General features: G+C 43.4%; 10 protein-coding genes. 3 read left to right on the top strand and 7 right to left on the bottom strand.

Going from position 1 to position 14016, the window contains the following annotated elements; all coding sequences use genetic code 11:
• Positions 1-21 precede the first annotated feature (21 nt).
• Positions 22-2013, bottom strand: coding sequence for an excinuclease ABC subunit UvrB (gene uvrB, locus NLX78_RS11585; protein WP_235306456.1), 1992 nt, complete (start codon positions 2011-2013; stop codon positions 22-24).
• A 208-nt stretch (positions 2014-2221) separates the two neighbouring features.
• Between uvrB and NLX78_RS11590 the strand changes: the two genes are divergently transcribed.
• On the top strand, positions 2222-3049 hold the full coding sequence (locus tag NLX78_RS11590) for a flagellar motor protein (RefSeq protein WP_028542113.1): 828 nt from the start codon (positions 2222-2224) through the stop codon (positions 3047-3049).
• Positions 3033-3848, top strand: a complete 816-nt coding sequence (locus tag NLX78_RS11595) for a flagellar motor protein MotB (RefSeq protein ID WP_254350470.1) — start codon at positions 3033-3035, stop codon at positions 3846-3848. Before NLX78_RS11590 ends, NLX78_RS11595 begins: the two co-directional genes overlap by 17 nt.
• A gap of 236 nt (positions 3849-4084) precedes the next feature.
• On the opposite strand, the gene NLX78_RS11600 is transcribed toward NLX78_RS11595, so the two are convergent.
• A complete protein-coding gene (locus NLX78_RS11600; protein ID WP_023990607.1) occupies positions 4085-4312 on the bottom strand; it encodes an aspartyl-phosphate phosphatase Spo0E family protein in 228 nt (75 codons plus the stop codon).
• Positions 4313-4604: 292 nt separating this feature from the next.
• A complete protein-coding gene (locus NLX78_RS11605) occupies positions 4605-6008 on the bottom strand; it encodes a DNA-binding protein (protein ID WP_254350471.1) in 1404 nt (467 codons plus the stop codon).
• Between the two features lie 256 nt (positions 6009-6264).
• Between NLX78_RS11605 and NLX78_RS11610 the strand changes: the two genes are divergently transcribed.
• On the top strand, positions 6265-6645 hold the full coding sequence (locus NLX78_RS11610) for a helix-turn-helix domain-containing protein (protein WP_254350472.1): 381 nt from the start codon (positions 6265-6267) through the stop codon (positions 6643-6645).
• 87 nt (positions 6646-6732) lie between these two features.
• Here NLX78_RS11610 and NLX78_RS11615 read toward each other — a convergent pair whose 3' ends face one another.
• The 4 genes from NLX78_RS11615 to NLX78_RS11630 form a co-directional block, all read right to left on the bottom strand.
• Positions 6733-8130: a DNA-binding protein gene (locus NLX78_RS11615; RefSeq protein WP_254350473.1), complete on the bottom strand. Its 1398-nt coding sequence runs from the start codon at positions 8128-8130 to the stop codon at positions 6733-6735.
• A gap of 256 nt (positions 8131-8386) precedes the next feature.
• A complete protein-coding gene (locus NLX78_RS11620) occupies positions 8387-12451 on the bottom strand; it encodes a glycosyl hydrolase (RefSeq protein ID WP_254350474.1) in 4065 nt (1354 codons plus the stop codon).
• 301 nt (positions 12452-12752) lie between these two features.
• Positions 12753-13136: a hypothetical protein gene (locus tag NLX78_RS11625; RefSeq protein WP_254350475.1), complete on the bottom strand. Its 384-nt coding sequence runs from the start codon at positions 13134-13136 to the stop codon at positions 12753-12755.
• A 273-nt stretch (positions 13137-13409) separates the two neighbouring features.
• Positions 13410-13967: a class I SAM-dependent methyltransferase gene (locus NLX78_RS11630; protein WP_023990616.1), complete on the bottom strand. Its 558-nt coding sequence runs from the start codon at positions 13965-13967 to the stop codon at positions 13410-13412.
• Positions 13968-14016: the final 49 nt, after the last annotated feature.

A 14016-nucleotide genomic window follows, 5' to 3' on the forward strand; every position in this document is an offset into this window, starting at 1 on the left:
CTTCTAGCTTATTCTCAATGTTTAATCAGCTCGTAACTCCAGCAAAGCGTCACGCAGCTCGGCTGCCCGCTCGAACTGTAGGTTCTTGGCGGCGTCTTTCATCTCTGCTTCCAGACGCTGAATGAGTGATTGACGCTCCTTCTTGGAAAGTTTACCCGTCTCATTAGGAAGGTAATCATTCTTAGACTCTGCCACCTTGGTTGCTTCAATAACATCACGAATCTTTTTACGGATGGTTTGCGGGGTAATCCCATGTTCTTCATTGTACTGAATTTGGATCGCACGACGACGTTCCGTTTCCTTTATCGCTTTATCCATAGAATCGGTAATCTTATCGCCGTACATAATAACACGACCGTCACTGTTCCGTGCTGCCCGTCCGATCGTCTGAATCAGAGAGCGCTCAGAACGCAGGAAGCCTTCTTTGTCCGCATCCAAAATCGCGACCAGCGATACTTCCGGCAAATCGAGACCTTCCCGCAATAGGTTGATCCCGATCAATACATCGAAGGTCCCTAGACGAAGATCCCGCAAAATAGCCATCCGCTCCAACGTCTTAATTTCGGAGTGCATATACCGAACCTTGATGCCTACTTCTTTTAAATAGTCAGTCAAATCTTCAGACATCTTCTTCGTAAGTGTGGTCACCAGTACCCGTTCTTCACGTTCTATGCGAAGCCGTATCTCACTAATGAGATCGTCAATCTGCCCCTTGCTCGGACGCACCTCAATAATCGGATCAAGAAGCCCGGTAGGACGAATAATCTGCTGTACCATCGTTTCGCATTTCTCCATCTCATAGGGTCCTGGAGTAGCCGATACATAGATGATCTGACTTACCTTGTCCTCGAACTCTTCAAACTTCAACGGGCGATTATCCAATGCGGATGGTAGACGGAAACCATGTTCTACCAGTACATTCTTACGTGCTTGGTCACCGTTATACATGGCACGAATCTGCGGCAACGTAACATGGGACTCGTCAATGACGATCAGCATATCATCCGGGAAATAATCCATCAGTGTATATGGTGTCGCACCTCGCTCGCGGAATGTCAGTGGACCTGAATAATTCTCGACGCCGGAACAAAAACCAACCTCTTTCATCATCTCGATATCATAGCGGGTACGTTGTTCCAAACGTTGTGCCTCTAACAGCTTCCCTTGCTCCTTCAACTCCGTTAACCGCTCTTCAAGCTCACGTTCAATATTGACCAATGCTACCTTCATCGTATCCTCATGAGTAACGAAGTGAGATGCCGGGAAAATGGCAATATGATCACGTTCACCGATCAATTCACCCGTAAGCACATTAATCTCGGTAATTCGTTCAATTTCATCCCCGAACAGTTCTACACGTATAGCATGTTCCCCATGGGAAGCCGGGAATATCTCCACAACATCCCCCCGTACACGGAAAGTACCCCGCACGAAGTTGATATCGTTCCGCTGATATTGAATATCGACCAAGCGGGACAAAATCTGATTGCGGGGTTTCTCCATGCCGACTCTAAGCGAAAGCAGCAGGCTTGAATATTCTTTCGGGGAACCCAAACCATAAATGCAGGAGACACTCGCTACAATAATAACGTCACGACGCTCAAACAGAGAGCTTGTCGCTGAGTGGCGAAGTTTATCAATCTCCTCATTGATGCTGGAATCCTTCTCAATATACGTATCGGAAGACGGAATGTATGCTTCCGGTTGATAGTAATCATAGTAGCTGACAAAATAATCGACTGAGTTATTCGGAAAAAACTCTTTAAACTCACTCGCCAGTTGAGCAGCCAAAGTCTTATTATGTGCAATAACCAGCGTAGGCCGATTCAGCTTGGCAATGGTCTGTGCGATGGTAAACGTCTTACCTGTTCCCGTAGCACCCAATAGCGTTTGATGCTTCTTTCCTTCTGCAATTCCCTCTACCAATTCAAAAATGGCCTGAGGCTGATCGCCTTGAGGTTGGAATTCCGACTGAATTTCAAAAGTCTTATCGCTAACAACGATATCACTCATTGCCCTGCATCACCCTTATCGTCTAAAATGGAAACATCATGATTTTACAACAGTCGAGCTTTAACGTCTTTACCTGTAACTCTATGTCGATATTTCCCGAGCAATGATACTTGGGAAATATGGTTGGATAAGAATGTTTGTTCCCGTATTATACCTCTTTCTTACCGTGGATGCAAACGATAAGTCTTGAATAGGAGTGAATTAAATTTTGGATATCACCATCGTATTGGGCATCATCGCCGGAATCATAGCATTAATCGGTGGCTTCTTATGGGAAGGCGGCGAATTTACAGGGCTGCTTCAAGGTACATCGGCTCTCATTGTATTTGGGGGGACTTTCGCCGCAGTTGTGATCAGCTACCCAGCTTCCAAGCTGAAGACGATCCCCACCGCCCTACGGATGGCATTTAGCCGTGAGGACAATCCTACGAAGCAATATATAGAAGATTTGGTTTCCATGGCTGCCACCTCACGCCGATCCGGTGTGCTTGCGCTAGAGCGTACTTCATCAGAGCATCCGAATGCATTTTTGCGTGAAGGTCTTCAGTTGGTCATCGACGGCACCGAGCAGGAGCAGATCAAACAGATTTTAGAGCTTGAGTTAGATGCCATTGAACACAAACATGAAGGGTACGCCAAAATATTTGAATCCGCAGGCGGTTATGCCCCTACGATGGGGATTATCGGTACTGTCATGGGCCTGATCCATGTACTGGGCAGCCTGACCGAGCCTACTGCGCTTGGTCCGTCCATTGCTGTTGCTTTTATCGCAACACTATATGGCGTTGCTAGCGCCAATCTGATCTTCCTGCCCATCGCATCCAAAATAAGAGCTGCCAGTGAGAGTGAAATTATCACTATGGATTTGCTGCTGCAAGGTATTTTGGCTATCCAAAACGGAGAGAATCCAAAGCTTGTACGCAAAAAGTTGGAGTTCTTTATCCGCTCAGAGCAAAATATAGATCACAAACCGCCTCGTCGCTCACGCACAGAGGACGCTTCTCCAAAGGAGGACTTCCATGAGAGCGCGCGGTAAGCGCCGTGGGGGTCAAGGAGGCGGCGGAGACCATCGTGACCGCTGGATGATTACCTATGCCGATCTGATCACCCTGCTGCTCATATTTTTCGTTGTGATGTATGCCATGAGTAGTCTGGATGCTAAAAAATACGATGTCGTTGTTCAATCCCTCCAGGATACGTTCCACAAGGGAGATTCTATTTTGGAGCAAGGCTCGGGTATTACAGGTACTGCCGATCGTTACACCAGCAAGAATCCACCCACGACCAAGCAACCAGCAGCCGATAAAAAGGAAGCTGGATCGACAAAGCTCACCGAACGTGAACAAGCATTCCGCACGCAGGAAAAAGAGCTGCAAAATCTAATGGGTGTCATTCAAGAATATATTACAGACAACAAACTGGAAAACCAGATTTTCGTGTCAGATCAGCCGCGTGGTATTGTCATTACACTGAATGACCGCTTTTTATTCGATCAAGGTAGAGCTGCACTCAAGCAAGGCTCTGCCAACACGCTATCCAAGTTGGCCAGTCTATTTCGAGATTTGAAAACACCGATTAGCATTGAGGGCCATACGGACAACATTCCGTTCACTCGCTCCTCGAACTCATCGACGTATAAGGACAACTGGGAGCTTTCCGGCGCACGGGCACTATCTGTACTCCGATTCTTTCTCGACAGAGAGCAACTTTCACCCTCAGGATTTCAGTATGCGGGGTATGCAGATACCCTGCCGGTTGGTGACAATAGCACCGAAGCTGGACGACAAAAAAACCGTCGTGTCGAAATCACCGTGCTTCGCCAGCTTCAACAGTAAAACCCAAAAACCTCCTGAGTCACGCAATAACGTGAATCGGGAGGTTTTTTTGATACATACTCATCATTAATACATGGCTTCCGCTCTGATGTAGACGCAAAACAATAAACCGTACGAACAACGTGTATAAGAGCGGCGTACGAGATGCAATAGAGATTATTTTGTTTATTCTATATCCCACTATGTATTAGAAGCCCTGTTGAAGTTAGGTTTTATCTTGTCATAATACTTGATAATTAATAAGATAGGACAAGCTCGTGTTGCTTCTCTTGTATTTGTGAACTTTGGGGTATACTCTGTTGTCTGCGATAGCTATATTTCCAGTCACTGTATTTATTAAGGAGTCGATCCAACTCCATGGACTTGATTAACACCCGCCGATCCTTCAATCCCACCTCATTCGCCAAATCATTTAGTTCCTTCCGCTTTTCTTCGATGCATTCCTCCAATTGTTTCCATTTCACATCAATAAACCTCCTGTTCGGTGTGGTATTTACATTAGTTTACAAGCTGATACCTTCCCTACAGGTTAAAAATATAATAAAACCCAGTTCATTCCTTTAACGGGATGAATCAAAAAACCAGCCTCAGTAAGGCTGGTTTTTTGATTCATCTATTTACTTGGAAAATTCCCTTGAAACTCACTTGGAAGTAAACAGCACTATTGGATTTCACCCACCTCTACCATGACTAGAAACTGAAATATGAGAATTATTACTAACTATAATATCATGGAAAGAAGACAGAACCCCGATATTACTGACTACTATTAGAGAAAGCAAAAGTGAAAGTAAAACCTTCCTCATCTTTGCACACCTCCTTAATAATAGATTTATAAATCTCAATTTGTTCTTCGTCACATAAAGCTCTATTATTTTCGAATAAAACCATACTTTGGGCGAAACTCTCTACATTTTTAAGAAAGAATGATATCTGTATACATTGTAAATTAGCATTTACTGCATCCTTATATCTCTTATTTCGTCTATAATAAATGGCTAGTTGGAAATTAAAATTATAATAATCATCCATAAATATTACATCCTGAGTATTTCTAAAAATATCAATATATTGAATAAATCGATCCAAGATACTGTCAACTGAGAAGAAATTTCTATTAGCCGATTCTAAAATATTCACAAGACCTGGTAATATCTCATCATTATTGTTCTCTAATAAGTTTACATATTGAGGGAGCACAGACGTATCTCCTAATAGTAAATCAAGTGTATAAGAGTTACCCATAGACCATACCTTAAACTTTTCCACTTCTCTTTTCCCAACGGTGTTTAAACCCTCAAACCAACTTAGATCGGCATACTCAGCAACGATTTTTTTTGCATTCTCATAGTCGCCAATTTTTTGTAAGGCATAAGCTTTCATAAGTAATCCTTGCCCATAATATACTACTAAATGTCGCTCGGTCTTTATCGGTACATAATTCCTGTTTTTCCGAGCCCTTCTTTTACTTTCTTCTTCATATATAATTTTAGATTGTTCCCAAAGCTCATCGCTGTGTGTAATTGTTTCTTGCCATTTATGTAGTGAAGAATATATATTTGTTAGATGCAACAATCCGTCTAATTGATGGCACTCTGGCAACCGAAAACGAAAAGGTTCAAATCGTATAGCCGCCTTTAGATTTAATTCAGTATTCTCTCCAATTTTTGCACGAAACAATTTATAATGGCTTATCGCCAATCTCTCAGAATGCTGATATTTTTCATTTTCAATGACACATTCATAGAATGGAATTGCCTCTTGCAGCTTCCCCCCTTCGTATAACTCCTCTGCCAAAGCAAAGATTGTTGGAATGTGGTTAAGATCTTCCATTAAGCGTGAGAGCACTTTCTCCACACACCTCAGATTTCCTACTTCAACACAGCGTATAAGGAACGGCTTAACTCTTTTCCAATGAGGTCTTCCATCATAAAAACATTCATCCACATACAGGTCATACAACCAGCCTTCTGGATAATTAAATGCTTTGGTAATCAAGTCCATTTGTCTTACGGAGATAGGTTTAGGCGGATTCCCGTTAAGCATAGCACTAAATATGCCCCGGTTAAGACCCGTAGCTTGTCCAAAACTATTAAAAGTGTAGCCACCAAGTTTTAGTTCTTTCTCAATTTCCGAACGAATCGTGGTTGCATTTTCCAATAAAAACACCCCCGGCGTATTCAGATGATTTTAAAAAATCACCCTCCTCGACAATCAATTACAATATACTAGAAATTATATGAATAAATTGGATGATGGTCAACCCCTTTTCTACACTGTTTTATTATATTATGGAATTTGATGTTTATTAAAATAGTTCTTACAAGAACTAAATATCGAATAATTAAGGCAATTTAATTACCTCCACGCTTAATCTAGCTTTGTCTACACTCATACTATAGGAGTGTGGGTGTCTATGGAAACAACGAAACTATTAGGAACGAAAATCCGTCAATTTCGAAAATTGCGGGGTATTACACAAGAACAGTTAGCAGAAGCATCCGATTCAACAGGTTCCTATATCGGCAAGTTGGAGCGCGGTGAGGTCAATGTGCAGATCAAAACACTGGAGAAAATAGCAGAGGCGCTGAACACGAATGTATTTGCATTTTTTGACTATAATCCATATGAAGAACTCAAAAACCAGCCCTGGATTTGGGAATGCATTCATATACTTTCCCAGCAGAATGAAGCAGGGCAAAATAAAGCTTATCGGATATTGAAGGAACTGTTCACTTCTTCACAAAGCGAGCTTTTGGAGAGTAACTCCGACACCCCTGATACACATGAGGAATAGTAAATTTCACTCAATTAACATGTACGAAAAATTAAAAGAGCTGTGTGATCTCCCTACTCTAGATAGAGAAACACAGCCCTTTTTGTTCTAAGAGGTCATTTGCCTCATACTAATTTCCACTGCTTGTAACACTTTTTTATATTCTGTCCGTTGTTCTTCGGTCGAATGAGCCTTATATTTCTCAAATAATAGCGTGATGGACTTGATATAGTAATTCTTATCGTTTAACTCTGAGGAGGCTTTTAAACTAATCAGCATACTGTCTATTGCCTCGGTATAGCTTCCTTTACTGAAATAGTATCGACTAAGCTCAAGAAAAAAACGAGAATATGTCAGCAGATCATTATTTGTATGATAATACGAAATATTTGTACGTAGCTCCCTAAATTCATTAATATTCTCAGCAAAAAGAGCCAGAGTTTCTTCTACTGAGTAACTGTAATGATTGGCCGATTCTATAATAGTCAATAGCCCAAGTAATATTTCCTGAGGATTATTTCTAATAAGTTCGACATAGGCAGGCAAACTAGCCGTATCCCCCATCAGAATTTCTAAATTCAAACGGTTTGCTATTCCCCATATTTCGAATTTCTGTGCCTCTATCATTCCAATCTCATCTAGACCTTCAAATTCAGTTAAATTTTCATAGTAAGGTATGAACTTCATAGTTGCTTCATATAGTCCTTGTTTTTCTAAGGAATTTCCCTGCATTAAATAGGCTTGTCCATAATAAACGATTAGATGTCTTTCTGTATTTAAACGTATAACTTCACGATTCTTCGCCCTCGCTTGAGCTTGATGCCAATAAATGCTTGTGACTAGTACCTCAAGTTCCTTCGCATAGTGTATAGCCGACTCATAATCGTAAAATTGGAAATATGCATTAGTCAATTTTAACAACGCGTCTAATTGGTAATTCTCGGGAAGATTTCTCCGAAACGGTGCAAACTTTATAGTTGCTTGCCGATTATTATCCAAGTCAGTATTCAGAGAACAACAAAACAAACGATACTGGCAAATTGCCAACCGCTCCGAGTGGTAATATCTCTCATTCTCTATTACACACTCGTAAAAGGGGATAGACTCCTTTTTCTTTCCTGCTTCGTGTAGTTCTTCTGCAAGCTCAAATATCGTCGGTACATAGGACAAGTCCTCGGTTAGTCTTGACAGTACCTTTTGAATACAGTCTTCCCTCCCTAACTCTACACAACGTAATAAAAAAGGCTTAATCCGTTTCCAGTGTCCTTTTCCCTCATAAAAGCATTCATCTATGTATAACTCATACAGCCAGCCTTCGGGATATCCCAATGCCTTGGTAATCAAGTCCATCTGCCGAACCGAGATCGGCTTGGGTGGGTTGCTGTTAAGCATGGTGCTAAATATACCACGGTTAATTCCAGATACTTTACTGAAGCTGCTAAATGTATGCCCCCTTTGCTTTAGTTCTGTCTCTATCTTCGAGCGGATCGTAGGTGTATGTTCCATTTCAATCCCCCTCTTTAACTTGAAGAATTATATTTTTCGTCTCTTCTAACATTATAAGGTAATTTTAGTTCGTGATTTCTTAAACCTGAATATAATAATCAAACATATCTCTTGGAGGGTTTTTGTACAAAAAAATGAGCAGGTGGGATACTAAATCCCCTGCTCATTTCAACGATGGTATTTATATAATTTTGAATCTCCCCAGCGGCGCAAATAATCGGTTGATTCACATGTTGCCTTATATCAGACGCCTGTCTTAATTAGCTGCCGGTTCGGTTCCCCAAACAAGTACGCCATTATGATACAACGTAGCTTTCGTATGATCGGCGAATGAAGTCTGCGTGCCTTTGTACGAGTAATCGTCACTTTCGTTATAGTTCGACCAGTCTGTCTTATGAATACGGGTTTGAATTCCGCCCGTGCTTCCTCCAGGTGCTAACACGCCTGCATCCGAGTTGAAGCTGACTTCCAAATAATAATCAGCGCCTCCTACAGCTTTATCCATTTTAACCAGTTTACCATTCAGTTTCGAGCAGCTCAGCGTCGCATAGTCGCAGTTGAATGTCTGCGCGCGCTCGCCGTCGATCGTGTAGTAGTAGCGAATTTTCAACTCGTTGATCGGTACAGAGGCTGTACCTTTGTTTACAATTTGGAAATGCGGGTTCAAGTGATTGTCGTTCACATTTGTATCCGCTGTGCGATACTGGAGCACCAATCCCGTTGTCGGCTGCTGAGTATCCGCTTTCGGCGCTGCGCTAGCCGTGTTCGAAACCGTTTGACCTGCATCGTTCTTCGCTACGACTTGGTAATAGTACATCGTGTCTGCCGTTACGGCTATGTCGGTGTAGCTGCTTCCGTATACATCACTCGCTACTGTGGCGAAAGCGCCGTTTTCAGTCGTCGAACGCTTCACTTCATAGCTTGCCGCATTCGCCGATGCTGTCCAGCTCAGCTTTACTTTCGCCGTTTCGCCCGCTGCGTGCAGCGTGAAGCTACCCGGTACTGATGGCTGCTCGGTAATACCATACGTTTTTAAGTTAGTCGGGAGCTTGTCAAGCGTAATGACGTTCGGGTGATTATACACTTTTTTCAGATGCTCAAGACTGTTTTGTTTGCCGTCTCTCAAGAAATCCCCATACCATGTAGCGAACCAGCTCCAATGGGCTTGATACGCCTTCATCAGATCAGGGTCCGGGATAGGTCCGTTTTCGCTCATGGCAACTAACTTTTTGTCCTTACCCAACGTAACAAGGTCTTCGTATTTTGCAATTTGCGGGTTGTAGTCGCCTGCTTGCGGATAAGAGTCGAAGCTCAAAATATCCACATACTCATCCCCTGGATACCAGTCGGGAGCAACAGAGTTCCAGACCCAGATCAGATTGTTCAATTTGTGCACATTAGTCAAACGATCGTGCATCAAAATATATAATTTCTTAACAGGCTCAGGACCTTTAGCGCCCCACCAGAACCATTTGCCTTCCGCTTCGTGCAAAGGACGGAACAGGACAGGAACTTTCGCATCCTGCAACTTCTTCAATTGCCCTGCAATCACATCGATGTCGCGAATAAGCAATTTATAATCTTCGGACTCTGGATGATTCATCGCATATTCTATATCGAATGTAGTCGAATCGGCATAGAAGCCTCTCCACCATTCTTTTCCCTGCGTATCGATTAGACCTTTCGGCGCGTTCCAGTGCCATGCAAAGGTAACAATGCCCCCTTGCTTATCCCATTCAATCGCCTTTTCCGTCTCAGTGGAACTAAGACCGTGTTCCGCTCTACTTGGCGAATAGTCGATCAGGTCAAGCGCCGCAATAGCCGGTTTTTTACCTACATTCGCTTGAAGCCAATCAATTTCGGTTATTTCCTCTTGACCGGAAAGCATATTCTTCCCGTATTGATCAACCAGATAGTTCATCAATGCCCTTGCTTCTACCGTCGCATTCGGATTGGTGAGCGTTTTGGTTACCGCATGTGGTGGACGGTCAGCAGCTGGCTCCAGCTTGACGTAGTCGATATCATACCAGCCCCAGCCTGTTTCAAAACCGATCGTGTTCGCCCCTGCATTCAACAGAAGCTTGCCTCCGGAAGTTTCTTTAAAATCAGCCGATTTCGAAAGTATCAGCTCGCCAAACGCTTTGCCGTTTAAAGAGAAGTTGGTGCGTTTGTCATCATGAGGCGAACGGTAGCCGATTGTAAGATTGTACAAGCCTGCCGCCTCTGCCTGGATCGTCATCGTCAGGGAATCCCCTGCATTGTGGAAATTAGTTACATAACCAGTACCGGAGAAGCCGGTTCCGCTGGATTCCACAATGGTTCCCTTCAGCGTGCCATCTTCGGCTTCATAGCGATCCGGTCCGTCTACAGGCGTTCGCGGAACCGCTTTCAAAACATTGGATTCGCTCGTTCCCGCCTTTGTTTGTGCGGTTATTTTATAATAATAAGAAGTGCCGTTCGTTACGTTCGTATCCGTATAAGACGTTTCGACCAAGTTGGATGCTACAGCAGCAAAAGGACCGTTTTCATACGTTGCCCGCTGTACACTGTAACTTACAACTCCGCTGGAAGCGTCCCAGGATAAATCTACTTTCCCATCGCCAGCCTCAGCCCTCAGCGCAAAACTTTCAGGACCTTCCACAGGTGGCACAGACGTATCATTGCCAGCAGTCAAGACGATGTGATAAGCCGTCAAAGGCGGTACTGTATAGGTAAAGCGGTTGCCTGAAATTTGCGTAATTGGCGCTGCTTCTTTAATTTGTGAGCTATTTTTGTCGAAGCCCCATACTTTACCGGAACCGTAAGTCGTCTCACCGGAAAGATCAAATTGGGCGTCGAATGCACTGTCCATGCTTTTATTCATGACAACGAGGTGCAGTTCTTTGTAGGATGCATCCGTTACGGAAGCATGCACCGAGCTATTAACAATATCCGACGTTTGCGCATTAACACTGATATCACCGAAAGTAGAGCTTTTTCCGTCATAATTGCGGTAAAGCTTGTAAGCGGCACTAACGTAGTTGTTGGCACCATCCTTTAACTTCCAGTAGTTTGCCATATAAACATCGTTTTTGCCCAAGATGCCCAGCACATCGGTCATAGCGATACCGCCGGAAATATCATTTTCGCCGCCATAGCTATACTCAGTCAAGGCCAGCTTGGTTCCCGGGTAATACTGATCCACCGACTGCTTTAATCGAGGCAGTAAAGGCAAGAATTCACTGTTCCATTGAGCGATCCAACTATCTTCCTTGTAGGTCGGGTCCCACAAGGTACGAGGCGCCTGCATTCTGGCTTTCTTCGTTTCGTCATTGCCTACCTCATTCGTAATTCGTATGCCTCCACCCATCGCTTCAGGATACCAGTGCACATCGAAAACATCCAGCAATCTCTTGCCTTCAGCTTGCGAACTGAGGCGCATTTGATCGAGGTAATAGTCCACGAACCAGCTGTAGTTGCCTTTTACAGAGTTCCAATCAGGTGCAGTTTGAAGATCTTTATAGGCGCCAAAACCGTAAAGAACGGGCCCAAAAATTTCCGCACTCGCGTCAACCGCCTTAACGGCTTTGGATAAACTTACCGACCGCTCTACCAACTCTTTCGCTCCGACCTTTTCACCATGAATGCGCGGATGCGTATGCGACCAGAGAGCGGGTTCATTGTCGAGCGAGTATCCTTTCACACCTGTTTTTGTTGAAGCAGAGCCATACTTTTTCACTAAAAAGTTGACGAATTCATCCGCGTAAACCTGATTGTCTTTCAGATCAGGCTGCAATTGAAACGGCGCATTTTTAGCGTTTACGACCTCATTCCACCGATCGGAAGGAGCCTTTTCGCTTTCCTGCACACTTCCGTTTCCATCCTTGGCCACATAACCGGCCATCGGCAGTGTGACTAAAGAATATGTGCCCTGCTTCAGCGATTGATCGTGAAACGAGGTTGCCACCGCACCTGGCTTTTCACATTCGGCTTTTGTCAATCCGACGTTGTCGCATAAATAGCTATCGCTGGACTGCATCCAGTCGCTTCCTGCATTGGACATATTGTTTTCCCAGTTATATCCGGTCATTCGATTGCCACCAAGTCGTCTGGCAGTCAGATTCTCATCGCCTGCCAACTCCTGATTCGTACCGTAAATATAAGGGCTAATAGGCTTACGATCCTTGGATGTATCGACTTTAATGGTAACAGTCTTTGCCGTTTGACCGTGAACTACAGTTGGAGTCGGTAGAGCACCCCCTACTATAATCGTGCATGCCATGACGACAGGCAGCCATTTGGAACGTTTGGACCAAATACTACTACTATTTTTCGCCTTCATGCCGCTTCCTCCCTTCAATTTAAAAAGAGCGGCACCCATAAGAATGCCCCTCCTTGAGGCTTTAAGGCCCCTTCCCTGTCCCCAAACGAGCTTATCGTTCCGTTGCAGCGTCATATCCGTGCTTGAAATGTTCCAGCCGAGAACAACACCCTCTTTCTTTGAAACTGGATTTATAATATTACCTTAACACAAAGGTATATTGACATTTTTAACTATTGTTTTAATTAGATAGTATTAATTTCTTAAATAACCATATAGCTTGAGGTATCCCAATAGCTCTTGCTCATCCACACTGTCTTACCTAGCGCACTTTATCCTTTTGAATAAGCTTATAATAGATGCGTGCAGGCTCTGATTCTCCAGTGGATAAAATGTATTCTGCCAAAGGTGCGCACAGTTTTTGGAGATAAAAGGAGTATAGCAGCTCGGCCGTGTCAAAATGAATTTTCAACACTTGCTTCATCAAGCCTTCGAATTTGGAGTAATCCAGTTCTTCCGGGGTAATATCAAACGGGTACTCAGGAAAGGCTTTTTTCTGAATTTCAACAAACTGCTCCCTAAGCTTCGGTTGATTGCCTGAACGGGCAGCCGAGAAATTCATCATAAAAAAAGACACAAAATCCGTTTCACGGTCACTTAACTCATAGTACTCACACCAACGCATGAATATCAGCGGTTTTACCATATATAAATCTCCTTTAACAAAAGTTCAGATTTATCATGAATCTTACAAAAATCTAGCGGGTTCCATCTTATGTAATATATAGGTTAAGCCCCATTTTAAAATATGATTCCTTAAATGAATTTTGCTTTTTAACATATCCCCTTCTTATATATCCATAAAAGTGCACAACAAAAAAAGACCGTTTCAGCATCTCAATGACGCTGACCAAGTCTTCTCATAATCATCCGTATATTCACATTCGTATTTATTCTAATCCTCTACATAGCTGCAAGGTTACAGGCTGCAAGTGAACACATAAGCGGGCGGGACATTGCAGTTTACCTTTTTAATCTGAATGTCAGCAAAAAAGGTGCGAAAAAAATTGTGTTTGACCTTGCTGTACTGGAACGTAATAAATTTGCCTTCCTGGCCCAAAACCTCAGCCGTTTGTCCCAAAATGAGGCTGGATAATGCAGCGGGCAAGCTGGTGAAAGGGAGCCCTGACACGACATAATCCACTTTTGGGACCTCATACTGTCGTATATACTGAGCTACATGCTCAGCCGATCCATGAATAATGTGTACCCTCTCCAAGTGTCCGTACTTGCTTTGTAGCGTTTTGTAAAACGATTCATTAGCTTCAATCACTAAAAGTAGCGTTTCTGGACGCTTGTTCAAAATAAGCTCTTGCGTAAACACACCGGTTCCTGCACCATATTCAATAATGCACGATGCTTTGTCAAAGTAAATCGGTGTGGCAATTTGTTTGGCCAACTGTCTTGAGCTGGGTATAACAGCGCCTACGCTGCGTGGATGCCTGATGTACTCTCGAATAAAGTGGATCGCGTTCATCTTTTCCTCTCCCTGCTTGACACACATGATAGGCATTCAGTTCATCAAC

The organism is Paenibacillus sp. Lou8.1 (genome assembly GCF_024213565.1).
GTDB lineage: Bacteria > Bacillota > Bacilli > Paenibacillales > Paenibacillaceae > Paenibacillus > Paenibacillus polymyxa_B.

Bases quoted from the DNA above. Each gene is read 5' to 3' on its own strand.
- uvrB (WP_235306456.1), bottom strand. From the start codon at position 2,013: ATGAGTGATATCGTTGTTAGCGATAAGACTTTTGAAATTCAGTCGGAA.
- NLX78_RS11595 (WP_254350470.1), top strand. From the start codon at position 3,033: ATGAGAGCGCGCGGTAAGCGCCGTGGGGGTCAAGGAGGCGGCGGAGAC.
- NLX78_RS11610 (WP_254350472.1), top strand. From the start codon at position 6,265: ATGGAAACAACGAAACTATTAGGAACGAAAATCCGTCAATTTCGAAAA.
- NLX78_RS11615 (WP_254350473.1), bottom strand. From the start codon at position 8,130: ATGGAACATACACCTACGATCCGCTCGAAGATAGAGACAGAACTAAAG.
- NLX78_RS11620 (WP_254350474.1), bottom strand. From the start codon at position 12,451: ATGAAGGCGAAAAATAGTAGTAGTATTTGGTCCAAACGTTCCAAATGG.
- NLX78_RS11625 (WP_254350475.1), bottom strand. From the start codon at position 13,136: ATGGTAAAACCGCTGATATTCATGCGTTGGTGTGAGTACTATGAGTTA.
- NLX78_RS11630 (WP_023990616.1), bottom strand. From the start codon at position 13,967: ATGAACGCGATCCACTTTATTCGAGAGTACATCAGGCATCCACGCAGC.